We start from the raw sequence: 23934 nt of genomic DNA on the forward strand, positions 1-23934 counted from the left end.
CTGTTAAATAAACTTCAGTTTAGTAAAGTTAACTTCATATTTAATCCTTGGCTGCAACGTAGCATCAAAATGTTCTTTCAATGAGGCCATTAAATATGGCGCCGAGAATGAATGCTATGATAAATCATCCCATGCTATGAACAATTTGACAAATGCAATAACGCAACATTTTTCAGACGTAATAACACTCCGCACGACGATTAAGATGATTGGCAATTCTCAGCAAAGTGGAGGCAGAAAAAAACTTTTCGCATTAATCACAGCTCTTGTTATAGTTATTGTCGTACTTGCCGTGCTAGATTTCTATCATCCTGCACCTGCCAGCGCCTCTGCAACTTCTCCCTCGTTCTCCAGCCAAGCTAAAGTATGGTCACCGTTTAATATTACAATCAAAACATCGACCGCTTTTTCTAAAATCAACGTGTTTTTCGGGGATGGCACTGAATCCACCATCGACTATAACGGATCCAACATAGTCAAAATCGAACACATTTACGAAAGCCCTGGCATAGCCTTTGTATTTTATACAGTAGACTTCCCAGACGGATACATTTATTCTTCTACAGATTCTTTGATAAAAGTAACTGTACTGCCCTCTCCTTCCTACATAAACAGCAGAGAATCCCTTGGTGTTATATCTTATAATACCTCCCTGTCATCAAAACCCGAGGTTCCAGGCGAAGCCATATTCTCACCTGGTTCTCATGTTGCAATAGCTGCAGGTTACCAGAATGAACCAATGAACTCTTCGTACATGATAGTAAAGCAGGTCGTTGATATAGCCTACGGCCAATTTAAGCCTATTACTATAAATTATCTGTGGAATTCATCGGCTTCTGCTTACGAGGAACCGGTCTATTACTATAACGTTACGTTTAATTCACCAGGTCTGTATCCTGTGATCCTGTATACATACACAGCTAAGGTTAATTCAACCACAGGCATTGTATCTGGAAGTTATCAAGTTTCATCTGTATTCTACGACATAGCCGTATTTTCAAGGGCATCCATAGAGCAATCTTCAACAGTATTTGTATATCTATCGGCTGCAGTTGGAGGGCCAACTTCGCTTGATCCGGATGTAGACTATGGTGTAAACGGATACCAGATAACACTAAATACACTTCAGACCTTAGTAACATGGAACGGATCATCTTCAACTACATTCGTCCCGCAGCTCGCTTCTCAGCTCCCATCAACAACTAACGGCGGCATAAATACGAATTACAAGAATTACACTGTGCACGCCCCATGGGGAATTAGCTACACAGTTCACATAAAGCCCTATGAAAACTACACTTTCCACATAAGGTCTAACGCTACATGGCAGAACGGGCAGCCTGTAACAGCATGGGATGTTGAGTATTCAATAGCCAGGTCGCTGCTATTTGTAGATGGATCGCCAAGTACTCCCGGATGGATAAGGGCCCAGTACCTGCTTCCTGGAAACTATTATACCTCTAACACGTTCTGGAACATAACCCAGAACATTACTGTAAATAATGCAACTAACAATATAACGTTCCACTTCCAGGAACCATTGAGCCCGGTTCTTGTATTCAATATATTCGCTGCTATAGGAGGTGAAATACTTGATCCGCAGTGGCTACAGGAGCATGGTGCTGGGATACCTTGGTCACCGGAGGGTTTCAAAGAGTATCAGACTGAGGGGAACGCTGGTTCTTACGATGAATACGTTGAGCATAACGTCTTTGCAGACGGGCCGTACGAAATAGCTTACCAAGTTCCAAGCAGTACTATAGTGCTAATTAAAAATCCATACTTTAGCCCACCTGGGCCATGGTATCCAGCTCCAAAGATAGGGGAAATAATCATAGAATATATATCGAGTACTTCTACACGCGTACTTGCGATGAAATCGCAGCACGCGTCTGCAATATCGATACCAACCTCCTATTGGTCCGAGGTCGAATCACTTGAAAAACAAGGGATTGCGAAAGTCTATCCATTTAATATGCTCGGGATCTATTATTACGCTTTTAATTTCAACATAAACTCATCAATATTGGATATATATTACCACGGTGCAAATGTCCCTGAATATCTCTTCACAAGCCTCAACGCAAGGAGGGCCTTTGCCTATGCATACCCATACCAGCAGTACCTGGACTACGATGTAGGCAATGCAATATACAACATTACATTTGGCGAAAGGTATGCCGGTGTGCTCGCAAAAGGCATGTTGGGCTATCAATCAATAGGTGAATTAAACAATACAACTACAGGAGTGCCATACTTTAGCCTTTCCATCGCAGCAAGGTATTGGTCTCACGTTAACCTGTCTAAGTACGGTATTACCGAAAGTAGTGGAAAATATTTATTTGACGGCAAGCCGCTCGTAATACCAATATTCGTATTTGCTGGTGATAGCGTAGACCTGGCAGGAGCTACACTCTGGGGGCAATACCTTTCAGAAATTATCCAAGGAGCTTCATTCCCAGTTATACCAGTAAGTGACAGTGAATTTTCAGGCTTTCTTGTCAACGGCCAGAATCCTATGCCGATATATCTTGCTACTTGGTTCCCAGACTATCCGTATCCATCAGACTATTTATACTCGTTAGCATATCCTTCCAATGGTACATTTATACCTGGATCAAACTCATTCATACCTCAGACTTTCTTAACTACCGGACACATGAACCAATACAGAAACGTTACACTTATGGAGACGTACTATGAAGAAGCTTTCTCGGCCACTAACTTAACTATAGCGATAAACTACTACCATAAGATGAACGAAATGCTAGTAAACATGACCGAATTGGTTTACGTACAACAGGTCAACGGGTTCTGGGTGGTCTCTCCGAACCTTAACTCAACTGCTATAACACGCTATCAAGAAAACGTAATGTTTGCAAGTGGCGGCGATTTACTTTTCAACTATCTTTATTTCTCATAAAATTAATTAAAAAAAGTATTATAATTTTTATATTAGTTACACGGAATTCACTCGTTTTACTCTACATTTTCATTCGAAGGGGCAATTGCAGTCTTCTTTGTTCGTGCATAGGAAACAAGAGGTATCAATGCCAAAACCGAGAGTGATGCTACCATCATCAAATAGAAGGATGTTGCGCTGTATAGGTTTATCCCCGAAGCAGTTATTATAATAGAGGAAGACTTTACACTGGAAAAGGCCGAAACGAATAGTGGAAAGATCGATATGCCAATTATCAGAGACATGTTCCTGAGTGTGAACAATGAGCTGTTTGCTATTCCTCTGAATTTTGGCCCAGCAGCATCTACCACCATTGTTGTAGACGGGGCCCAAAACATAGACCCGCCGAATCCAGCTATGAACAGGTAGACAGGTATAAGCTTCATCGTGTAGGCAGCCATAAATATTCCAAAAGCCTGCATGACCAAGCCTGCACCCAGCAAAAGAGGGCCACGCCCAGTACGGTCGTAGAGCATGCCGCTAAGCGGGTTGGAAATCATAGATGCAAGCGGATACGTAAAGAGGAAAAGCGCAGCAGTCAGTGAGCTGTAATGCAGTGATATTTGAAGGTACATGCTTAGAGCGTATAGGACGCCAAAGAATGATAAAGCCTGGAGGGTTGAAGCTATGGATATCCTAACATAGTTCTTGTTATGCAAGAGCTCTGAAGGTATGATTGAGGATCTTCTTTGTGTGATTATAAATATTGGAAACATTATTGCAGCTGCAGCCAGGTAATAGAAGTTTATGAAAGATATGCCTATTGTCAAGGGGATCAGGAAGGCACTCAATCCTAAGAGCGGAATTGGATTAAATCTCTTTGCACGTTCCTTCTGGTACTTTGGTATCCTTATTAAGCCAAGGGCGAATGCCACCACACCTATGGGCACGTTTATAAGGAACACGTATCGCCAATCGTAGAGAACAAGGTATCCTCCTAATACTGGGCCAACCAAAGTCCCTATGGCCCAAGAAATTGAATTTATTCCCACTGCCTTCCCCCTTTCCTGAGGCGGAAAGGCATCCAAAAGGATTGGTATACCCACTGCACTTAGGAAACCCGCACCGATACCTTCAACAAAACGGAATATTATTGCAATAATTATTGTCGGCGAAACAGCAATTATTAAAGAGGAAAAACCAAATATAAGGAAGCCTGCCAAATATAAAGCCTTCTTTCCTACCTTCCTCATTATGTCACTGCTGGGTATCATAAATACTGTTGACGATAATATGTAAGACACCACTATCCAGGATAGGGAGGAAACATTTGCAGAGAAATAGCTCCCCATGCTAGGAAGAGCCAGGAACACTATAGTCGAGTCTATAGCCGCCATTAGGGATCCCAGTGTTGTAATAGATAATACAAAATATTTTCTGTTGTAATTTTGAATCATTATAAATTAGGTATTGCCTCTAAAGATATATATTTTACCTCTAAAGTTTATTCCGTGCTTGCAATAAAAAATAAGAGTGTACAAGATGCCCGTGCTTTTTCTATCTCACTGTACCTCTATAGATTTAGTCGTAAATGAAGTAGGTGCAGTGAACTGTATTATTGCCGGAGTTCCTGTTTCCGGCGTTACCTGCCCCGAGACTACTGAATCCTGTGTTATGTTCGATCCAAAGGTGTTCGTTACGTTAATTATTATGGCAGCTGAATCGCCAACCGACAGCACAGGGTAATGCCTGGTAAGTGAATGTGATGGGTCAAAGTTAACTATAACTCCAAAGCTGGTCGGATTCCTATTCTTCGCTGAAAGTTCAGACCACACTGGAAGCGAGAACAGATTCGCTGAACCTGAACCCGCTATGTCCGCAAATACGCTTGAATTGTAAACTAATACCGCCGTAACGCCTCCTACTGTAAGCGTTACGGTTGTGTTGGCAAGGTCGACCGGCGTACCACCAGAGCTTATTGACACGAAGATAGCGAGATACGATATCCCACCGCTCTCTGGCGGAGATGCATTGTCATAGCCTATTATCTGATTTATAATAACGCCGGTCGACACCTGCTGTATGGTAGTAGTTCCGGTGCTAGATGCTTTCTGCTGCAGGATCCCTGCTGTGTGTATGAGCACGGACGCAGCAACAGCAGCAACTAAAATCATCGCGATAAAGACGATTAATACGCCTATACCTGATTCGGCTTTCGAATCATCCGTCTTGAATATTCTCTTTATGCTATTTAGTAATTTTAGTATGGGCATCTTCTTCACTATATACATATGTATGTTCATCGATCTGTATTTAATGATTCACGATTGGATTGCGAAATTTAACGAAGCCCACCTGTTGATACCCTGATTCCTACATAACATCGTGCGAAAAACCAGCTTATCTAGATTTCGGTTGGATTTATGATAGTAATGCTAAACAGCGAGGATAGGAAGTTCATAATTGATAGTGTGAAAAGGGGATACAAGGTGTCTGAACTTGCAAAAATGTTTAACGTTACACCAAGGAGGATACAGCAGATACTTCACGAAAGCGCTAGCCCAGATAGCGAAAAAGACTCTGAACTTACAGAAGACGAAAAACGTTTCATAGATGAACTCTGGGACAAGTACAAGATCGGATCGAGGACTATATACTACCTTCTGAGGAGCAAGGGCATGAACGTCTCCTATTATAGGATCTACAACTATATGAAGTTCAAGAGGATGGTGCATATGAAAGCGGATGCACTAATCATAAACGGCAAAGAAGCGGACCCACCGCTTACTACCGTGCTGATGGATTACCACCAAAAGAACCTTAACGATCCATACGCAATTTTTTGCGTAGACATGACGACAAAAAAAATACTTTCATATGCGGAATCACTTAAGATCACAAGCGATGTCGTGAGCAAAGTTATCGATAACCTCTACACGGGCAATGTAAAGATTAAGCATCTTATGATAAGGAGCGGCGTGTTGAGCTTGATATACAATACCAGCTATGTGTCATATCGAATAAGGAGAAAAGGTATACAGGATGTTGTAACGGATAAGAACGGATCCAAGGTACACCTGTCACTATCGAAACTCTGGCAGAATTATGATAGATATAGATGGACTTTTCAAAGCATAGATGATTTCGTTCATTGGTACAATGAGAGGCCCGTTACAAGGTTCGAAGACAGGATAGCATCTCCAGGACAGATATTCGAAGAATATATCAGAAAGTTTGAGATGCAAAGAGGAGAAGATTGAAATGCCTAATAATGGCTGGCGGGCTTGGCACAAGGTTCGGTGAGCCGGAAAAGGCCCTTGTGAAGGCATCTGGAAAACCTTTGATCGGTCGGCTGATAGATGAAGCGAGAAATATTTGTGATGAGATTTTCGTTTCTATAGATCCTTCGATGGTGAATATTAAAAATTTCCTTGGGACCGTTGGCGTAAACATTATTGCAAAAAATAGGGAAGGGTACGTAATAGACCTAAATTTTTCCTTAAATTCAATAAATACCTATCCTATCTTAGTCCTCTCAGCGGATCTTTACTTTAAAGATCCCTCCATATTAAGAAAATTCACGGATATGGCTATGGGAAGGACAGAAGATATCATCACGTTTACACTGCACGGAAATCCTATTGGCATTTCGTTGTTCAAGAAGCCGGAAGGCGATTTTACCAACATAGATTTTGATGATGGCGTCGTAAACGTGAATACGATTGATGACCTTAAGAAGATTCAATAACTGGGTAAAAACGTGTTCCTTCTGCTGATTCGTATCTGTTGAATTCCACGTTAAAAACCTGCTTCAGCACATCTGGTGTAAATATCTCTTGTGGTTTTCCTTGGGCCGCAATGCCTCCGCTCTTCATCAATATAACGTAGTCACAGAAGTTGTAAAGGAAATTTATGTCATGGGACACCACGATTATGGTCTTTCCCATCCGCTTCATTTGCCGTATTAACGACATCACCGTTACAGTTTTGTCTATGTCCAAAAAAGTCATGGGCTCATCAAGAAGGACGTATTTCGTATTCTGGTAAAGCGCAGCAGCGAACATAACAATTCTCTTTTCGCCGCCGCTCAGCGTCGAGAACTCTCTGTTCTTGAGCTGCAGTATTCCGCACAGCGAAAGGCATTCATCTACAGAAATACTTGCATCTTTTCTGCTATAACCGGAAAGCGAAACTACATCGTTGACTGTAAAGTTCATAGGTATCGGCTGTTCTTGCTGTACTACGGATACTTTTGACGCTATCTCCTTTATAGGCATACTTTCAACTGATTTTCCGTCTATAAGTATTGTACCGCCTTCAGGTTTGAGGAAGCCGTACAAATTCTTCACGAGAGTTGTTTTGCCTGAGCCGTTAAGCCCCCCTATCCCATTTATGCTGCCCTCTGTTATGGTAAAATTTAGACCGTTGAGGCTGAAGTTTCTCCTGATGTATTCAAGCCCAGTAACTTCTATCATTTCGTTTCCTCTAGCTCTCCAATGTCTTCTACAGATACGCGATCGTCAATTGGCTTTCCGTTCAAGACCAGAGAGTATGAAACAGATACACCGCCCCTTTCAGCCATTATTGATACCGAACAATATTTCTTTAGCGAAAGGTGTATGGCCCGCCTCGCCTTATCTGGATCGACATCACCATTTATTATATACGAAACATTTGCGAACTTCAAGATTCTGGGATGCTCGCTTCTCTTCTCCCCTTCCACTACACACCTGTAGGATTTAACATCCTGCCTCATCTTGTGCAGGATAGAGAGCACATCGTCGCTGGTACAGCCGCCAATAGCAAGGAGTAGCAGTTCGGTTGGCGAATGCCTATTTGGGTCACCGCCCTGAGAATACGTGATCTTTACTGTTTCCTTTCCATCGTCTGAATCAAAACCCTCTCCATCCTTATAGACAAAAGAAACTTGCATCGTATCGATAAAATTTGAAAATATAAAAGATTATTGGACTTTTTTGATGGAAGAAACTAGAACCTTGGCTGCGTTAACCAGGCCTGTGATCAGTGCCGAGATATCCGGGTCCTTGAGCAGTGCCATCAGCTTCAGAGCAGAGAAAGACTGTGGATTCTTGATGCCGTCTACCAATCCGTCAGTTACTCCCTGCAGGTTGAATGACACAGCCTTAATTACGTCTGAAGTCCTCTCCCCTGCAAGCCCATAGAGCAGGCCCATCATAGAGTTGCCTACCTTCAGCAAAGCTTCTGTAAGCTCCCTTTCAGTGAAGAATTTTGCGAGGAACTCCACATCCGTAGGAGTGTAGTCCTTGGCTATACTCATGAATACATCGATAATCCCTGCCTCCTTCATTTTCTCAAGGAGATCCATCAGGGAAACGATTGTATCTTTGTTTTCGACTACCTTATTCAGCAGCACTTCCAGGTCATCCTGATCTTCTTGGGGAACCTGGGCTTGCTGTTCCTGCTTTTGTTCTACCATTTTTACCACCTCACGCAACTCCCCTAACCATGCTGCTGAAGAATGTATCAGCAGACTGCCACTTCAAGAAGTAGTCAAGCTTGCTGTCGAATTTGGCCTTCGGCGGCTTGTTGTAGTTGAAATAGAGAGTGACTCCTTTCTCATATCCAGTCACAGTTGTACAAGCAACGTCTCCTTCATACAGTTCGTTATAAATATTTCCGGATGTTTCAGAAGCTATCCTATTTGACAGGTACATAGACTGGAAGTGTGCCGTTGCACCGGCCTTTGATACTGGAAGGTTCGTCGCATCCCCAATGGCAAAAACATTGTCGTAGTCTTTGTAATTAAGTTTGTATTTGTCGACGTCTATGTAGCCGCTGTCGTCGGCAAGTCCGGAATCAGTTATTACCTTCTGGCCTCTGTGCGGAGGTATAAGTACCAATAGATCATAGTTTATGCTCTCTCCTTCAAGAGATTGTATCTTTTTGTTCTTAGGATCAACGGATTCAACATTGAATAACGTGTGGGTTATTATACCGCGCTCCTCCATCCTCTTCGCTACAAAGTCCGAAACGTTGGGTATGGTGAATACCCTGTTGAGTGGGTATATGTAGTGAATCTCGGTTTTGTCTTTAAGCCCGTGGAAGTTCAGGTACTCCTCCAACAGGAAGGTAAATTCGTAAGGTGCAGGCGGGCACATAATGGGTATGCTGGCCTGTCCAATCACGATCTTCCCGCCTTTGAATGATTTTATCTCCTTCTGGAGCTCCAGGGCATGCGGAAGATCATAAAAGTGCTTCGCGTCTGTTTCGTATCCAGGGATATCCTCAGGCGTAAAGCGGTCGCCTGTAGCTATTATAAGGTAATCATAGTCGAGGTTTCTGCCGCTCTTTGTAGAAACAGTCTTGTCAGCTACGTCTATCCTAGTGACTTCATCGCGTACGTAGTTGACTCCGTAGTTGAAGAGAAACTCCGTGGGCTTAACGCTCCTCTTGTAATCGATCATGCTGAATGATATGTGCACTCCGTCCGGCTTGAAATAATGTTCTTTCGAATTCCCTACTACAGTTATCTCGACGTCCTTGATGTCGGTATGGAACCTCAGTTTATTTGCCATTATTGTACCGGCATCTCCATCTCCTACTATGAGTACTTTTGATGCCATACTCATCACTTAACCTTCTTCATGACTATTTCGTAGTAGCCGTTCCGGTCGAATACACCAACGAGCTCCTGCCCAGACTTTGATATCCATGCAGGGGCATCCTTCTTTGTGCCTGCATCCGTAGAATAAACGGATATGATTTCGCCAACCTTGGCCTGCTTGTAAGCCTTTATAAGCTCCATCAATGGACCTGGGCAGTAGCTGCCCCTTGCATCAATAACCCTATCTGGTTTTACATCCATTGCTATCACCTCATATAAACAGCGTAGTGTAAGAAGATTCCGTCATTGATACGAACTCACCTACACCTATTATGTCCTCGACCATATCATCCAGATCGTCTTTGGATATGCCCATCACATCGGCCATAAGCGCACATCCGTAGACATGAACGTTTCCGACCTCCTTTGCATTCCTTATCATCTCTATGCCGCTCTGTATCTTCTTTTCATTCATCTTCGACAGGACGAGATCGCTTATCTCAGAGCCATCGTAGCTGAGCTTGTTCACAGTATTGTCGTTCTTCCTAAACTTCATGAGCGCCCAGAATGTGACGAATATGTTGACATCGATGCCGTTTGCGACTGCTCCAGACGTTATAACACCTGCAGCTGCTATCTTGTCTATCGTGCCCGATGCGAGCACAATGGAGAGTGTCTTTGACATAACTATCGAAAAGATATACTAAAAAGATTAATAAAACTTTGGCAATAATTTATAACATTTATTAGATATTGATAATCGTTAAGAATAGTATGTATTCAAAATAAAAAAGAGCGTTTTCGACATAATAATAGAACAAAAAATCGTAAAAACAATGATTATAAAATATCATTGTAAAACTATCGACGAATACACTCTAAATATGATTATCAACGCCACAACAAGACCCATTAAATTAAAATTGGGATACCAAGAAAATAAATAGTTAAAAATAATGCGTGTGTATGCAAAGGGAGAGGACAAACGAGACTTCCCTCCGTGTTGTCTCAAAGGAAAAAGACTCGATTATTGTTGAAATGATAAACTACGATAATACACTCCTACGAACGTTGGTCGAAGAGATACTCAAAGACGACCAGGTAATAGAAGCTCGTTATTATATAAAGCATCCGATCATAGATAATCCGCAAATATATGTAAAGGTAAAATCAGGAAAGCCGCAGGCCGCAATAAAGAGATCGATAAGGAAATTATCGAAGCTCTATGAAGATTTAGGCGCCCAGGTAGAAAAGGAGATAGAAAAATACCGAAGCAACCACATAATAAAAACCACTGAATGAGCGATACATACCTTCTTGAACTTAGCCTTGAAAGGGATGATGCAAGGAAAGTTGAGATTTTATCGATCCAGGAAACCTATGAAGATTTCAAGATAGAGTATATAGACGATTTTATAGCGGTAATTTCAGGGAATTGGAAGAGGATCGAAAGGGCAGCATTTGTAAACACTGTCGGCTTAATACTATCTAAAGGCGAAAAACCTGAAGACCTCAAGATCGATATCCCAGACGGCTTCTTTTACATAAGATACCGCGATATTGATAGGGACTGGCCTGTCTCCGAGGCTGCTTTAGGAGATCTATTAAACGCAAAAGGCAGAATATCGTTCACCCATCCTAACTTTGTCCTTAGGGTAGTGCATCATAAAGTGTTCTACCTCACTATGATTATGTATGAGAGGGACAAAAAATCCTTTGAAATTAGGAAAGCACCGAAGAGGCCTTTTTTCTCTCCAGTTTCAATGCATCCAAAGTACGCTAGATTTCTTGTAAACTGTGCACACGTCAGGGAAAACGAGACAATACTCGATCCATTCTGCGGTACAGGCGGTATACTTATAGAAGCAGCACTGATGGGTATACGGGTAGTCGGCAACGACGTATCTCTGGCTATGGCAGTAGGCGCCAGAACCAACCTGAGCTATTTTCATGTTGAAAACTTTCGAGTATACAATAAAGATGTAAGAGAACTTGACTTAGAAGGCGTAGACGGCATTGCTACAGACATGCCTTACGGGAGAAATTCATACCACACAGACGAAATAACTGAACTCTATGAAGTATCCTTCCAAAAGTTCTCAGATATGCTTAAACCAGGAGGCTATGCTGCATTCGCAGTATCACAGCAAGAACATGTGGAAATTGCAAAGAAGTATTTTGAAGTCCGTTACGTAGTCCCTGTTTATCAGCACAGATCACTGACTAGGTACTTCGTAACTGCAAGGAACAAGATCAAATAGTATATCTCAATTGTGGTGTAGATGAAAGATAAAGAAAGCTCCCTAGACTTCTATGCGTTTACTGGCATATATAGGGAGAGGCTTGTCGGAAGCTTCGTGAAGAAGGTATATCAAACTGGGCCAGACGATTTCCTAATACAGCTTTACAGGTCGGATCTAAAGAGGTTCGACATGCTCGTCTCATTGAAGAAGGGCATATTTTTCAAGAGCGAAGAAACCCCTGATACGGCGAGCCAAACAGCTATGGTTCTCAGGAAAACAATTTCCGACAGAAGGATAGTATCAGTAGAGCAGGTTAACTTTGACAGAGTGGTTAAGTTCGTATTCCACACAGGCCAGGCCCTGATACTCGAACTGTTCAGGGACGGAAATTTAATAGCAACAGACGGCGACAAAATAACCTTCGTACTGAAGCCAAGAAGATGGCGAAATAGAGACCTTGAGGTTGGCGCCATCTATATCCCGCCTTCATCTTCGGATCCAACGAAGATGACGGATGAGGAGTTCGTAAATACGGTTCGGCAAAGCAAGGCTAATGCAGTCCAGACGCTAGCGACGAGGTTCAATCTGGGCGGCGACCTTGCCGAAGAAGTGCTTTTCAGAATAGGCTTGCCAAAAGATGGGGCTGTTGATGACCTTGAGAATCGTGCGAATGATGTAAGAAGATCACTTGCTGAGATACTTCAGGAATCACTCTTAAACAGTGCATACTACTATGAGGATCAAGGGACAGTTTCACCTGTACCTATGAAGCATTTCGGGGAATATACTAGGAAATTTGACGACTTCAATGAAGGTCTCGTATTCCTTCTGTCAATGTCACCTCAAGAAGAAGAGTCGGAAGATCCTATACAGCGTAGGATAAACTCACAGATGAAGAGCATAGAAGAATTCGGCAAGATAGCTGAAAAATACAGGAGCTACGGATCACAAATAATGCAGAACCTGCAGACAGTTGAAATGGCCATTAAAGATGCGAGATCCGGCAATTACCCTAGCGATAAGATGAATAAGGCAACAAAACATATATCGTTGAAGCTGGGGGAGGAGGATATAGACATTGACTATACGAAGAGCGCTGGAGAAAATGCCAACAGGTACTTCGACCTTTCAAAAGATTACAGGAAAAAAATTGAGGGGGCAAAAAAAGCGATAGAAGAGGCAGAACAAGAAAGGATAAAGCTACAGGAGAAAAAGGTAAAATCCGTCAATCGTAGGATTTTCTGGTTTGAGACATACCACTGGTTCATATCTAGTGAAGGGTATCTAGTCATAGCAGGACGAGACGCAAAGAGCAATGAAAAAATCGTCAAGAAACACCTAAAAGAAGGAGATTTGTACGTACATGCGGACATGTACGGGGCCCCGAGCACAATCATAAAATCAGAGGGGAAGCCGATGCCAGGGGAAGATACAATAAGGCAAGCCGCAGCTTTTGCCATCTGTTTTTCCAGAGCTTGGCCTGCAGGCATAGCCTCAGGAACGGCCTACTGGGTATATCCGAGCCAGGTAAGCAAGACTCCAGAATCTGGTGAATATGTGTCGACTGGATCTTGGATAATAAGAGGGAAAAGGAATTATGTTACGAACTTGAAGCTGGAACTTTGCATAGGATTGCGTGAAATAGAGGGCGTTTCTCTACCTATGATAGGGCCACCAGAGGTTTTTGGAGAGAACGAAAAATGCATTCATATTATACCTGGAGACGTTAGAAGATCCGAAATTGCAAAGCAGATTGCAGAATATCTCAATGTCTCTAAGGAAGAAGTTGAGAAGATACTTCCTCCAGGAAACTCAAGGATAGTCCCTCTCAAGCCTGTACAGAATGCGAGTTAACGCAGATTTGCCAATAGGCATATTCGCATAACATACGTAAATGCCTAGATTTCCACAAGCAAATAAGCGTAAATATGATTGTGGCATACAAAAATTATGCAATTTTCAGAAGAGTTGCTTACACTTAAGGATCAGGTGAGGTTTGACAAGTCCTTTAAAGTTGGCAAATACGACAAGATAGTCATAGCAGGCATGGGAGGCTCTGGCATAGCCGGTAGGATATTTTCTGAAATATACGATGAAAAGCCAGTGTTCTTAGTGGATGATTACGACATACCTTCCTTTGTGGATGACAAAACTGAGTTTATAGCAATAAGTTATTCTGGGAACACGGAAGAGACCATTAGTGCGTCGGAAGAAGCTGCTAAGAAACACGCAAATGTGCATGCGATAACGTCCGGCGGTTCTCTCTCTAAAATGGGCTTCGACACGATCATAATACCATCTGGGCTTCAGCCGAGATCCTCCATTGGATACCTCCTTATGCCTTTGGTAAATACGTTCATTAAGCCTAAAATAGGGGACGTTGATGAAGCTTATAGATTGCTTTCTGAGACAGATAAAGACAATGAGGAGGAGAAAAGTATCGCTTCTGAGATATATAACGGAGAGCATATACCAGTTATATATGGTAGTAGGCCTTTCAGGGCAATAGCCTATAGGTGGAAGACGCAGTTCAACGAAAATGCAAAGGTACTAGCATATTCGAACTATTTTTCTGAGCTGAATCATAACGATACAATGCCTTTGAAAGACACTTACAGAAAGGATGAATTTTACTTTCTTGTATTCCGATCTGACGATAGCCGCTTTTCCAAGAGGATCACGGTGACCGAGAAGATCACAGGAAACAGCTTCAGGATGGTAGACGTAAGGGGAAGTTCACTTCTGGCTAAGCTCTTCTACCTCATACATTTCGGAGATTACTTGACATATCACCTCGCTGAGCTGAGAGGAGTGGATCCTCAGGACGTATCGCTCATAGAGAAGCTGAAAAAGGAAATAGCCTGAAATTATCTTTAAGAGATCAGGCTTCCCTTGCTAATAGCATACCAAAATATCCTGCTACATAATAGTAATCTACATGCATTTTTCTTCTCGATATTTCCAAGAGCCTAGCCGTGACGATCATGTTCTGGTAGCTGTCTGGCTTCGCCCTCTCCACTATAGATTTGTCTATATTTATTAGGGCATGGAAGTCATTATTATTTATGCTGTCTATAACTATCTTGTCGTAAAGATCAGCGTCTTCAGAGAAACCGTATGGGCCGTCTTTCGAATGTGTATGCGCCTGGTCTGCACTTATTATTAAGCTTATCTTCCTTTCGAACTTCGACATTGCTGAGTAAAGATCATCTGCAAAGCCAACGATTGCGCTATAGTCTAAGAGCCTTGGCTCACCCATTGCAACTACACGCTTCCTCTTGAAAAACTGGAGCGGTATAAGTGTGCCGAAGTCTAAGGGGCATGGAACGTTCCCCGATAATGTAATACACCTAAGGTGCTGCGCATGCTGCGAACGTGCTATGCTGTCTGCAAGTTCCAGATCATTGTCGTAAGTTTTCCTTATGTAATGGTGCTTTGTCCTGTAGGCCCCGCTAAGCTTTGATGAATATATTACACCGACATCCCTGTCGAGCACTATTCCATGCGGGCTTATCACAACTAGCGTCTCTGAATCGTCATTCTCACTATACTTTTTTATGGCTTCGTGCATTTTCCTGTCTTCATCCGTGTCCATGTCTATTAATTCGTCTCCATGCGGTATAATATAGATCCTGTTTAGCATATTTAGAGTAACGAATTGCCATAAAAAATATTGCTGAAATCATAAAATCTAAGTTAAAATAGGATTTTAACATATTAGGAACGATGAAGCCGCACATAGAATTTAGCAAACTGCAGCGTTACGTACAGGCAAACGGGTCGTACAGCCTTGTCAAACGTGGAGATTCGATCGAAGTTCATTTCTCACCTAACTTTCCTGAGGCGATACCTCACCTCCCAAACAACCTTCCAGTTGAACATATAATGTATGGCGACCTTGTCGACGGAATAGTTTACTTCTACAAGTTTGAGACTGTAAGCAGCTTTGGGACCACTGAAAACCTGCTTACAGATGATGATCCAATAATGGAGTGGCTTAAGTATATTTAGAATTGTCAGGAGAATGCCTTCATTAAATCATCATCTGGATGGTGTATAAGGCGCACTGCAAGCCCTTTCTTTTCATTCATGATCTCTTCTGCGTTTCTTTCGGCTATTCCAACACCTATAAAATATCCTTTTTCGCTCTTTATAAATACTATGTCTCCCTTTTTTATGCTGCTGTCGATTGATAGTATGCCCTGTGCAAATACATTGCTACCGTTTATTATATGCGGCTCTGCCCCTGCATCGACAACTACAGCTCTTTTCTCAGGATTCTTGTAGTTTAAAAGGTATACAGAAGGGATCAAGCGATCTGTCTGGAATGCCATCGGCTTCCCTTTTATGTAATAGCAAGATACTTTGTGGGAGGAAGAGACCTCTACCTCTTCTCCTGAAAGATCTATGCCTATCTCAGCAGCCGATGATACGAGCACCTTCAGTTCCCTTTTTGAGAGAAAATGCTTCTGCGTCATGGAATATAAGCCCTCAACTTTTTTAAGTTTTCTTCAACCGATTCTCCCTTTACGATCAATTCTATAATACCTTTGACCTCGTTTCCAAGAACGACGTCATCATCTGAGAAGACATACCCTATTGTGGGACCACCGGCTATAATGTTAAAGGCGTAAAGTATGGCCTTTTGCACATGCGTACGAGCCATATCCTTGAACTGGAGGATAGCATTGTTTACTCCCTGCTCCTGCGATTGCTTTATTAGATCTGCCAAAAATGCAGAATCAGGCGACCATGGTTCAAACGTAACTTTTCCTTTCCTTGATTCTCGCATAAGATATGATTGCATGTCCTGGAAACTTTTGAAATCCATGCCAGCTTTATCCCTAGATATTTCTTCACCGATTTCAGGCCAAAGAAGATCCATGAGCTTACCCAGGGCTGGGGCCTCAAGGTATATACCTTTAGAATACCTTTTTAAGTAAGGTGCGTAATCCATGGCCCCTGGAATATTCGATATAAAAGAATCGATACTATCGAAGCATTTCTGATCTATTCCATAAAGCCCGTTCTTTACAATATAGGATTGCCTTTCCTGTATTACCTTAGAAAGAAAGTATTTGTCATCGTATTCTCCAGCGAGGTATCTCCTTACATCTCCGGAAATGTCCGGCTGGCTGCATTCCTCAAGGAATGTGCTGCCCACCCTTATCTCTTTGTACGGATCATTAATTAGCATGTGCTTAAGGATCGAATATCCAGTCTTGTATCTTGATTCACGATGTACGATTATTGTTATTGATCCGAATAATTTCATATAGAAAGACGGATCTTCCTGGCCAATCTCGATCTCGTCTTGGCCTGAATACTTTATGCCTTCCTCTTCAAGTACGTCCTTAAAAAATTCCATAGGAGGCGGCGTGTTTTTACAGGATGCAAGGAAATAGTTCTTCGACGAGTATATCTTTACATTTTTCGTTAAGACAACGTTTGAAAATGCAAGCATCCTCCAAACATCATTATCGTAGTTCTGTATCCCGGCTAGTAATTTTTCATCTGCATTACCCCTTTTGCCGTAGTGGACAGTACCGTACGGAGTCTTTATGAGCCCGAGTATAGGGGTATCTGTCGACATAAGTTTGAATGTTTCGGATACTGCACTAAGGAAGCCGTCAGAACCAGAATAAGAAAAATCATTTTTTGCCCTCATCTTTTCAAGCTTTTTGGCATAACCAGTTATAGGGCAAAATAGGGAAGAGTCTAGCATCTGGGGAATTATAGAAAGAGGGTTAGAAAAGAAATCTTCAAGCTTTTTCTTAAATTTGACCTGTTCTTCCTTTGAAATACTTTTAAGCTTCATCTAATCATTTCAAGAGCCTAATGGATTCTGCTTTAACAGTAACCGGTATAGGAACCATGCTCTCTACAAGCTGCACAGTTACCTCCTCCTTTACAGAGTCTATAGATATTATTTTAGCTTTCTCACCTTTGAATGGCCCTTCCACCAGTTCGACCAACGATCCGAGTTCCAGACCGGATACAGCTGGCTTTGGAGTAAGATAATGCGCAATTTCTTCGAGATCTATCTTTCCGGATACCATGCCTTTGTAACCCCTTATATCTTTCGCAAGATAGGATATCCTGTCAGGGTGCATCGTTTCCACAAATATGTAACCCTTAATTTCGTATGGGGCCATTATGGCGAAGACCTCACTTGGCTGTTTCTCTCCGCCTTGGCTTCTTTCATCCCTGTCCCTCTCCGCTTTATTGTTAAGGTCAGTAGCTACCTGCACTTCAGAGCCTACTGTAGTCTTTAATGCGACTATGACAGGCTTCAGTACAATCTTCACATCCTTAGTGAAGTGGTGTACATTGTCCTCTGATTCAATCTCAATATTTAGATCCAAGGTATCGTTTGCAGATGCACCCTTCGGAGCGTATACAGTCAAACCTATGACTTTTTCTTTATTCCCTTCAATATCAAAGTCATCTGAATATTCGCCATCCCCCATCATTGATATATCTTCACTCTTGTTTATCGTAACTACTGCTTTCCAGTCTACGGTAGGATCTTTTTCCATTATATGATATACAATCCCAAAAGAGAATTTCCTTTTCACGTTTTGTATATTCTTTATCCTTAGGGGAAAATCGATCTTCTCTCCACTGCTCCTCTCCATCAACGAATCTGCATTGAAAGTTATCCACTCATATTCTTTGCCGCTTTCCATCCATTCACCTTCTCAGATCATGGCAACTTGAAGTACACATCCATAAGGAGGTATATTATAAAGCCGACACCCCCAATAATAAGAAGGCCAATAGCCGTTATAAGCAATACCTTGATGTATTCATCCCTCGTTGGCTTTCTAGCCATCCTCAAGATCCTGGCATACTTTCCCTTGCCAATGCTCGAAAATTTCCGCTCGATATTGCGCTGAATCTCCTCAGCCTTATCTTCAATTGCCACCGAATCACCGAAACAAGACATTATAAAAAAAGGAAATTTAAAGGTATGGTATAGGTAGACGCCAGCCTGTGTTCTAACTTGGAGGTGATCCATCCGCAGGTTCCCCTACGGATACCTTGTTACGACTTAACCCTCCTCACTGACATCAGATTCGAATCCATCCAATGGACAGACCCTCATCCAACACCAGCTCGGATGGTTTGACGGGCGGTGTGTGCAAGGAGCAGGGGCATATTCACCGTAGGCTGTTGACCTACGATTACTACGGAATCCACATTCGTGAGGGCGAGTTACAGCCCTCAGTCCTGACTACGAACGGGTTTCGAGGTTAGCTTCCCCTTTCGAGGTTGCAACTCATTGTCCCGTCCTTTGTAGCGCGCGTGTAGCCCGGGAGATTCGGGGCGTACTGACCTGCCGTCGACCCCTCCTTCCTCCAGCTTAGCGCTGGCGGTCCCTCTAAAGTGCAGCTTCCCGCTAAGAAAGCTTAGCAATTAGAGATGGGGGTCTTGCTCGTTATCACACTTAAGTGAACGCCCTACGGTACGAGCTGACGACGGCCATGCACCACCTCTCCTTCTATCGGGTAAATTCGTCAGGTTGACCCTCATCCGAAGGTCGCTCCCGGTGAGTTTTCCGGCGTTGAATCCAATTAAACCGCACGCTCCTCCCGTTGCGGTGCTCCCCCGCCAATTCCTTTAAGTTTCAGCCTTGCGGCCGTACTCCCCAAGTGACCCACTTAACACCTTCGCTACGGCACTGCTCCCCCTCAACGGAGAAGCAACACCAAGTGGGCAGCGTTTACAGCTAGGACTACCCGGGTATCTAATCCGGTTTGCTCCCCTAGCCTTCGTCCCTCACCGTCGGATCCGTTCTAGTTGAACGCTTTCGCCACCGGTCGTCCTTTCAGGATTACAGGATTTTACCCCTACCCTGAAAGTACATTCAACCTCACCCGGTCCCAAGTCTTACAGTCTCTTCAGAAGTTCTTCCGTTAAGCGGGAGAATTTATCTGAAGATTTATAAGACCGGTTACGGACGCTTTAGACTCAATAAAAGTGATCACCACTCGAGCTGCGGGTGTTACCGCGGCGGCTGGCACCCGTCTTGCCCAGCCCTTATTCCTGATGCTTTTTAGGCATCAGAAAAGCCTTGACGAAAAGTCAAGGCACTCAGGTTCCCCGTGTCGCGCTTTCGCGCATTGCACAGTTTTCGCGCCTGCTGCGCCCCGTAGGGCCTGGACTGTTGTCTCAGAGTCCATCTCCGGGCTCCCCCTTTCAGGGCCCGTACCCGTCTTAGGCTAGGTGGTCCTTTACACCACCTACTACCTGATAGGCCGCAGACTTATCCTCAGGCGCCGGAGCTTTCATCATTACAACGTTCCAGTTTGTAATGACTATGGGGGATTAGCCTCAGTTTCCCGAGGTTATACCCCACCTGAGGGTAAATTATCCACGTGTTACTGAGCTGTTCGCCGGTGCCTTACGGCCCCGTGACTTGCATGGCTTAGTCGGAACCTGATAGCAGTGACCGCCGGCAGGATCGACCGGAGTTAAAACACTACTTATCAGAATTAGCGGCTGGCATCTACCTGTCAGAAGTGAGCATTATAAACTCACTACCCCATATTTACCAACCCTGGAACAAGAGATTCATCCCCACGAATTTCGTGTGTCATCTCTTTCGTAGGTAGGTTGGTATCCATACCTGTTATGTGCAAAGTAACGAATGGCAATTCCATATATAACCCTTTCGAAGATGATGTTGTATTTTCTAAGAAAAATCAAAATAATTATGGCGGAAATTATACATTAAAATATAAAAGAAATTAATTTTTATATAAGAATAATTAATTACTTCGCTACTTCTTGCTTTTCTATATCAACGAATCTATTCTTAAGTTTTTCAACTACCGCTGGAAGCGTCGTGTACTCCATCTCCTGATCTGGCAGCCTGTGAGGTTCAAACGGCCCCATCCTCCTAATGTGGTCTGTAAGTTCGCCTGCAACCCTTCTAGCGTAGTCAAAAGCGGGATCATCGAACATGTCGACAGGCCCTTCCAGCTTTCCACCTTTAAGGACGTATCCAAGGGCAACAACACGCGGCGGACCGTCAAACCTAGTCATCTTTGCATCTTTCATTGACACAGGCATAATTGGGCCATTAAACGAACCCCTCATCCAGCCTGACACAAAATAAGGAAAAGCGAATGCTTCCAGTGATTCGCCAGCAGCTGGAAGCCCAGACTGAAGCCTCACTACGGCTGCAGGATCATCTTTGCCAACATACTTGCCTGCTATCAGGGAGAGTTTATCAGTAGAAATTACCGCAACATTCTCATCAGGCAATTTTTTGTGCGCAGGCTTTGTGTAGACTCGTTTTATGACATACCTTGATTTAGAACCTATCATGGCAAGTATATCGTAAAGATCCGATGGCGCCTCCAGCATAATTGCTTTATGTTCGATCACATCCCATATTTCAAAACGGAAACCTTCGTGCATAGTTTCGTCTATTACAAGGCCAGGGGTGTTAAACGGATCTGCAAACATCTTGTATATTGGGAGATTAAACGCTCCGGGTTCAGTCTTGTCCATCATATAAACTATAAACGGTTCAGATGGTCGTTCTGTTATCTCCATTTCAGCTACTCCGGGGCCCATGCCTTTCAAGTTTCCTGAGAACGAATCCTTAAGAAGGTCTTGGCCTGCTCCGTATAACCCAAGCTTCTTTGCTACTTCAGTACCGGCTTTAAAAGCATTCCATGCAAGCTCGTGTACCTCTTCACTGTCGACGCCTTTAGTATGCACCATAGTTATTTGGGCATCGTCACCAACATGCGCCATCCTAAAATCAGATACCAGATTTTTACCATGGTCTTCTATATATTCTCTTATTCTCTCCATAACCTTCTCGTCCACTAACGAATGTCCTGGAAGACTACCTATATCAGCTTTTATGTGCGAAATAGTTACTTTCATCAATTCTTTAACCAATCAGCAATAAAAAGATTTGCGGTAATAATGCTATGCGTCGGGGGGGAGATTTGAACTCCCGAGCTACGAGAGCAGTAGATCTCGAGTCTACCGCCTTACCGGGCTAGGCTACCCCGACATAGGAAATAAGCCACTCCGTACGATAAAGATTATTATAAAGTCAGATATAAACATTGCACAGGTAAAAGCGATACCTATATAATGAAATTAAATATCGAAGATTGTTATTTTGAATGATAACAAAATAATTATAAAACGCTTTTAAATACCGGCCTTCTTCGATTCCTTCCTAAACTCAGCAGATAACCTGCCAAGCGGATAATCTGCAGTATCAACAAATTTTATGATTCTGGACAGAGTTGGGTGCACTTTCGAGACTTCCCTGTACATGCTTACCGCTATGTCTCTTAGATCGAAATGGGCCTGCGCAGTACTCCTGAGTTCTACAAAATACGTTACTTCAGAGAGATTCGTGGAAAACGTGATCGGGTATTTAAAAGCGAACGGAACAACATACTGTGATATCCAGGGCCCATACTTTTCCCTTAGCCTTTGGTAAAAGGAAGAAGAATTCGCCATCAACTCATCATACTGCGTTTTCAATTCATCTATAGCAGAGATCACTGGAGGAGTGTCGTATCCGTATGCTGCCGTAAGCGGTTTCCTAATTATACCAAGAAAGCGGTGTCTTTGTAGATCACGGAATGAGCCGTAGTTTAAGTTTAGCTCAAAAACATAATTTACTGATTCGAATGCCCTTCCTGGTTTCATCCTCCTGTTTGCCCTCAACGACCTTATCGACTCTATGAGCTCTTTCATATATTTTACGTAGGATTCAGAGCTGCGGGAGTAAAGTGAAGCCGCGTCCCCATGGAATGGATATTCGATGAGGGATGCCACCTTCCTGAGCTCTTTATCCTCTTCGCCATATGAGAGTAGGCGAATTCTTTCAAAATTGCCAGTGAGATCATAGGGAAACAAGCCCATGAGATTCTTCTTAAAATTTATGATCTCAAGGCCGTGGCCAGATAGTGCATCATCTATAAGCTGTGGCAATTCTGGCTTTAGTTCATCGTATATGTCCTTTGCAAGCTTTGTAGTTTCTGGGATTTCATATTCCATTAACTTCTGTATAAGATGGATTAGGGCCCTTCCGTTGCCGCTAATACCGATGTTCGTCAGCGTCGATGCTGGCAAAATATACCTTACATCATCCAGCGCACGTGACCTAACTGCATTGATATAGGATCTTTCTGCTATTTTTTTCTCGTTTTGATCCATTTCGGTTAGAGTCTTTCCACCAGCATTTTGGAATACCAACTTGTCTTGGGGAAACTTATGCCTAAGGTAATCTTCTACCTGAGGCAATGCCTTGGAATAGAATTCGAAGAGATTGTCGCATAGTTGCACGTAATCCTTAGCATCATCCCCCGATATTCCTATCCTCTCTGGTGAAATGTAAAGGTATCTGCCATCAACCTTTTTGTCGTAACGTACATATCTTGTCGATTTTTCAAGATAAGAAAGGCCGATCCTTATCTCCTCAATTATCTTGGATGCTACGTTTGAAACGTTCTGTATGCCCATCTGTGCAGTTGTAAGTTCGGCAATCGATTCATCGCCATATTCAAGGAAAATCCTCCTGTAAAACTCTTCGCCGCTCTTCGCCCCTGTTTTGAACTCTTTTTCATAAACGGATCGTATATCAGGATCAGATGCCCTACTGTAACGGGACATCAGGGCACCTCTGTCTATCATTTTCTCTATTTTTATTAAGAATACATCTCTCTCGGCGTTCGAAAACTCCATAAATAAATAATGTAGACTTTACCTTAAAACTATGTTTTCTATTCGAGATCGTTCTAAGCTAGTTCTTGAATGATCATAGTTTGTAAATTAGTCTCTGTAATTTTTAAAAATGATAGATATATATATTAATATGCTATACGCAACAAGTGATATTATGGCTGATGAATTAAGCGATAATGCAAAGAAAATTTACGATGCTATGAAGAAGCTTGGAGCTACCTCTGAGGAAAAGCTGAAGACTGCTGACGATATTATGAAGGCAGCTGCACTCGGAAAATCTATTGTAAATGCAGCTCTTCAGGAACTTCAGAAGAAGGGCTACGTTAAAAGAGTGGCTAGGCAGAAGAGTGCTGGATATTTCGTGGTAAAATAACCTAATTTAAACTTGGATCACTTTTTGTGTATATATATTTTTTCGGCAATTGCCTGAGAATACCTTTAAATAGACGACTTGATTAATAAAATCATGCTCT

24 protein-coding genes, 1 tRNA gene and 1 rRNA gene are annotated in these 23934 nt (G+C 42.7%); 9 read left to right on the forward strand and 17 right to left on the reverse strand.

Annotated elements, in window-relative coordinates; genetic code table 11:
- Nucleotides 1–205: 205 nt before the first annotated feature.
- Entirely contained in the window at nucleotides 206–2923 is a 2718-nt protein-coding gene (locus TVG_RS07620; protein ID WP_162009552.1) for an ABC transporter substrate-binding protein, read from the forward strand.
- Nucleotides 2924–2979: 56 nt separating this feature from the next.
- On the opposite strand, the gene TVG_RS07625 is transcribed toward TVG_RS07620, so the two are convergent.
- Nucleotides 2980–4359 (reverse strand): MFS transporter, encoded by a 1380-nt coding sequence (locus TVG_RS07625; protein WP_010917683.1) that lies wholly within the window; start codon nucleotides 4357–4359, stop codon nucleotides 2980–2982.
- A gap of 105 nt (nucleotides 4360–4464) precedes the next feature.
- Nucleotides 4465–5193 (reverse strand): flagellin, encoded by a 729-nt coding sequence (locus TVG_RS07630; protein ID WP_010917684.1) that lies wholly within the window; start codon nucleotides 5191–5193, stop codon nucleotides 4465–4467.
- Nucleotides 5194–5325: 132 nt separating this feature from the next.
- Between TVG_RS07630 and TVG_RS07635 the strand changes: the two genes are divergently transcribed.
- On the forward strand, nucleotides 5326–6162 hold the full coding sequence (locus TVG_RS07635; RefSeq protein WP_010917685.1) for an IS481-like element ISTvo3 family transposase: 837 nt from the start codon (nucleotides 5326–5328) through the stop codon (nucleotides 6160–6162).
- Nucleotides 6159–6650 carry an NTP transferase domain-containing protein gene (locus TVG_RS07640; protein WP_048054042.1) on the forward strand — a complete coding sequence of 164 codons (492 nt, stop codon included), beginning with the start codon at nucleotides 6159–6161 and terminating at the stop codon, nucleotides 6648–6650. Before TVG_RS07635 ends, TVG_RS07640 begins: the two co-directional genes overlap by 4 nt.
- Here TVG_RS07640 and TVG_RS07645 read toward each other — a convergent pair.
- The 6 genes from TVG_RS07645 to TVG_RS07670 are packed head-to-tail and all read right to left on the reverse strand — an operon-like array spanning nucleotide 6634 to nucleotide 10173.
- Nucleotides 6634–7377, reverse strand: a complete 744-nt coding sequence (locus tag TVG_RS07645; RefSeq protein ID WP_010917687.1) for an ABC transporter ATP-binding protein — start codon at nucleotides 7375–7377, stop codon at nucleotides 6634–6636. The two genes, TVG_RS07640 and TVG_RS07645, sit on opposite strands and share 17 nt — an antisense overlap.
- Entirely contained in the window at nucleotides 7374–7835 is a 462-nt protein-coding gene (locus TVG_RS07650; RefSeq protein WP_010917688.1) for an OsmC family protein, read from the reverse strand. The genes TVG_RS07645 and TVG_RS07650 overlap by 4 nt, the downstream gene beginning before the upstream one ends.
- Before the next feature lie 30 nt (nucleotides 7836–7865).
- Nucleotides 7866–8360, reverse strand: coding sequence for a DUF1641 domain-containing protein (locus TVG_RS07655; protein ID WP_010917689.1), 495 nt, complete (start codon nucleotides 8358–8360; stop codon nucleotides 7866–7868).
- Between the two features lie 10 nt (nucleotides 8361–8370).
- Nucleotides 8371–9507, reverse strand: a complete 1137-nt coding sequence (locus tag TVG_RS07660; RefSeq protein WP_010917690.1) for an NAD(P)/FAD-dependent oxidoreductase — start codon at nucleotides 9505–9507, stop codon at nucleotides 8371–8373.
- 5 nt (nucleotides 9508–9512) lie between these two features.
- Complete coding sequence (locus TVG_RS07665) at nucleotides 9513–9749, reverse strand: sulfurtransferase TusA family protein (RefSeq protein WP_010917506.1); 237 nt, start codon at nucleotides 9747–9749, stop codon at nucleotides 9513–9515.
- 10 nt (nucleotides 9750–9759) lie between these two features.
- Nucleotides 9760–10173 (reverse strand): DsrE/DsrF/DrsH-like family protein, encoded by a 414-nt coding sequence (locus TVG_RS07670; protein ID WP_010917507.1) that lies wholly within the window; start codon nucleotides 10171–10173, stop codon nucleotides 9760–9762.
- 281 nt (nucleotides 10174–10454) lie between these two features.
- Between TVG_RS07670 and TVG_RS07675 the strand changes: the two genes are divergently transcribed.
- The 4 genes from TVG_RS07675 to TVG_RS07690 all read left to right on the forward strand — a co-directional run bounded on the left by TVG_RS07675 (nucleotide 10455) and on the right by TVG_RS07690 (nucleotide 14596).
- Complete coding sequence (locus TVG_RS07675) at nucleotides 10455–10790, forward strand: DNA-directed RNA polymerase subunit L (protein ID WP_010917691.1); 336 nt, start codon at nucleotides 10455–10457, stop codon at nucleotides 10788–10790.
- Entirely contained in the window at nucleotides 10787–11749 is a 963-nt protein-coding gene (locus TVG_RS07680) for a TIGR01177 family methyltransferase (RefSeq protein WP_010917692.1), read from the forward strand. Before TVG_RS07675 ends, TVG_RS07680 begins: the two co-directional genes overlap by 4 nt.
- A 21-nt stretch (nucleotides 11750–11770) precedes the next feature.
- Nucleotides 11771–13585, forward strand: coding sequence for a ribosome rescue protein RqcH (rqcH, locus tag TVG_RS07685; RefSeq protein WP_010917693.1), 1815 nt, complete (start codon nucleotides 11771–11773; stop codon nucleotides 13583–13585).
- A gap of 96 nt (nucleotides 13586–13681) precedes the next feature.
- Nucleotides 13682–14596: a bifunctional phosphoglucose/phosphomannose isomerase gene (locus TVG_RS07690; RefSeq protein WP_010917694.1), complete on the forward strand. Its 915-nt coding sequence runs from the start codon at nucleotides 13682–13684 to the stop codon at nucleotides 14594–14596.
- Nucleotides 14597–14612: 16 nt separating this feature from the next.
- Here TVG_RS07690 and TVG_RS07695 read toward each other — a convergent pair whose 3' ends face one another.
- Nucleotides 14613–15374: a hypothetical protein gene (locus TVG_RS07695; protein ID WP_010917695.1), complete on the reverse strand. Its 762-nt coding sequence runs from the start codon at nucleotides 15372–15374 to the stop codon at nucleotides 14613–14615.
- An 83-nt stretch (nucleotides 15375–15457) separates the two neighbouring features.
- On the opposite strand from TVG_RS07695, the gene TVG_RS07700 reads away from it, so the two are divergent.
- A complete protein-coding gene (locus TVG_RS07700) occupies nucleotides 15458–15742 on the forward strand; it encodes a hypothetical protein (RefSeq protein WP_010917696.1) in 285 nt (94 codons plus the stop codon).
- 5 nt (nucleotides 15743–15747) lie between these two features.
- Here the strand turns inward: TVG_RS07700 and TVG_RS07705 are convergent, their stop codons facing one another.
- The 8 genes from TVG_RS07705 to TVG_RS07740 form a co-directional block, all read right to left on the reverse strand.
- A complete protein-coding gene (locus TVG_RS07705; RefSeq protein WP_010917697.1) occupies nucleotides 15748–16209 on the reverse strand; it encodes a DUF1947 domain-containing protein in 462 nt (153 codons plus the stop codon).
- Nucleotides 16206–17549, reverse strand: a complete 1344-nt coding sequence (locus tag TVG_RS07710; protein WP_010917698.1) for a hypothetical protein — start codon at nucleotides 17547–17549, stop codon at nucleotides 16206–16208. Before TVG_RS07710 ends, TVG_RS07705 begins: the two co-directional genes overlap by 4 nt.
- A gap of 4 nt (nucleotides 17550–17553) precedes the next feature.
- Complete coding sequence (locus TVG_RS07715) at nucleotides 17554–18420, reverse strand: transcription elongation factor Spt5 (protein WP_010917699.1); 867 nt, start codon at nucleotides 18418–18420, stop codon at nucleotides 17554–17556.
- Nucleotides 18421–18437: 17 nt separating this feature from the next.
- The gene (locus tag TVG_RS08235; protein WP_048054162.1) at nucleotides 18438–18659 is read right to left on the reverse strand and encodes a protein translocase SEC61 complex subunit gamma; all 222 of its coding nucleotides are present in this window, start codon (nucleotides 18657–18659) and stop codon (nucleotides 18438–18440) included.
- A gap of 79 nt (nucleotides 18660–18738) precedes the next feature.
- Nucleotides 18739–20209, reverse strand: a 16S ribosomal RNA gene (locus tag TVG_RS07725).
- A 300-nt stretch (nucleotides 20210–20509) separates the two neighbouring features.
- Nucleotides 20510–21637, reverse strand: a complete 1128-nt coding sequence (gene fbp / locus TVG_RS07730) for a fructose-1,6-bisphosphate aldolase/phosphatase (RefSeq protein ID WP_010917701.1) — start codon at nucleotides 21635–21637, stop codon at nucleotides 20510–20512.
- A gap of 50 nt (nucleotides 21638–21687) precedes the next feature.
- Nucleotides 21688–21770, reverse strand: a tRNA-Ser gene (locus TVG_RS07735).
- Between the two features lie 143 nt (nucleotides 21771–21913).
- A complete protein-coding gene (locus TVG_RS07740) occupies nucleotides 21914–23461 on the reverse strand; it encodes an FAD-dependent thymidylate synthase (RefSeq protein WP_010917702.1) in 1548 nt (515 codons plus the stop codon).
- 154 nt (nucleotides 23462–23615) lie between these two features.
- On the opposite strand from TVG_RS07740, the gene TVG_RS07745 reads away from it, so the two are divergent.
- On the forward strand, nucleotides 23616–23834 hold the full coding sequence (locus tag TVG_RS07745) for a MarR family transcriptional regulator (RefSeq protein WP_010917703.1): 219 nt from the start codon (nucleotides 23616–23618) through the stop codon (nucleotides 23832–23834).
- Nucleotides 23835–23934: the final 100 nt, after the last annotated feature.

The sequence above is a fragment of the Thermoplasma volcanium GSS1 genome (assembly GCF_000011185.1).
GTDB classification, from domain to species: Archaea; Thermoplasmatota; Thermoplasmata; order Thermoplasmatales; family Thermoplasmataceae; genus Thermoplasma; species Thermoplasma volcanium.

Coding starts and splice junctions, on each gene's coding strand:
- TVG_RS07620 (WP_162009552.1), top strand. CDS start 206: ATGATTGGCAATTCTCAGCAAAGTGGAGGCAGAAAAAAACTTTTCGCA.
- TVG_RS07625 (WP_010917683.1), bottom strand. CDS start 4,359: ATGATTCAAAATTACAACAGAAAATATTTTGTATTATCTATTACAACA.
- TVG_RS07630 (WP_010917684.1), bottom strand. CDS start 5,193: ATGTATATAGTGAAGAAGATGCCCATACTAAAATTACTAAATAGCATA.
- TVG_RS07635 (WP_010917685.1), top strand. CDS start 5,326: ATGATAGTAATGCTAAACAGCGAGGATAGGAAGTTCATAATTGATAGT.
- TVG_RS07645 (WP_010917687.1), bottom strand. CDS start 7,377: ATGATAGAAGTTACTGGGCTTGAATACATCAGGAGAAACTTCAGCCTC.
- TVG_RS07650 (WP_010917688.1), bottom strand. CDS start 7,835: ATGCAAGTTTCTTTTGTCTATAAGGATGGAGAGGGTTTTGATTCAGAC.
- TVG_RS07655 (WP_010917689.1), bottom strand. CDS start 8,360: ATGGTAGAACAAAAGCAGGAACAGCAAGCCCAGGTTCCCCAAGAAGAT.
- TVG_RS07660 (WP_010917690.1), bottom strand. CDS start 9,507: ATGGCATCAAAAGTACTCATAGTAGGAGATGGAGATGCCGGTACAATA.
- TVG_RS07665 (WP_010917506.1), bottom strand. CDS start 9,749: ATGGATGTAAAACCAGATAGGGTTATTGATGCAAGGGGCAGCTACTGC.
- TVG_RS07670 (WP_010917507.1), bottom strand. CDS start 10,173: ATGTCAAAGACACTCTCCATTGTGCTCGCATCGGGCACGATAGACAAG.
- TVG_RS07675 (WP_010917691.1), top strand. CDS start 10,455: ATGCAAAGGGAGAGGACAAACGAGACTTCCCTCCGTGTTGTCTCAAAG.
- TVG_RS07680 (WP_010917692.1), top strand. CDS start 10,787: ATGAGCGATACATACCTTCTTGAACTTAGCCTTGAAAGGGATGATGCA.
- rqcH (WP_010917693.1), top strand. CDS start 11,771: ATGAAAGATAAAGAAAGCTCCCTAGACTTCTATGCGTTTACTGGCATA.
- TVG_RS07690 (WP_010917694.1), top strand. CDS start 13,682: ATGCAATTTTCAGAAGAGTTGCTTACACTTAAGGATCAGGTGAGGTTT.
- TVG_RS07695 (WP_010917695.1), bottom strand. CDS start 15,374: ATGCTAAACAGGATCTATATTATACCGCATGGAGACGAATTAATAGAC.
- TVG_RS07700 (WP_010917696.1), top strand. CDS start 15,458: ATGAAGCCGCACATAGAATTTAGCAAACTGCAGCGTTACGTACAGGCA.
- TVG_RS07705 (WP_010917697.1), bottom strand. CDS start 16,209: ATGACGCAGAAGCATTTTCTCTCAAAAAGGGAACTGAAGGTGCTCGTA.
- TVG_RS07710 (WP_010917698.1), bottom strand. CDS start 17,549: ATGAAGCTTAAAAGTATTTCAAAGGAAGAACAGGTCAAATTTAAGAAA.
- TVG_RS07715 (WP_010917699.1), bottom strand. CDS start 18,420: ATGGAAAGCGGCAAAGAATATGAGTGGATAACTTTCAATGCAGATTCG.
- fbp (WP_010917701.1), bottom strand. CDS start 21,637: ATGAAAGTAACTATTTCGCACATAAAAGCTGATATAGGTAGTCTTCCA.
- TVG_RS07740 (WP_010917702.1), bottom strand. CDS start 23,461: ATGGAGTTTTCGAACGCCGAGAGAGATGTATTCTTAATAAAAATAGAG.
- TVG_RS07745 (WP_010917703.1), top strand. CDS start 23,616: ATGGCTGATGAATTAAGCGATAATGCAAAGAAAATTTACGATGCTATG.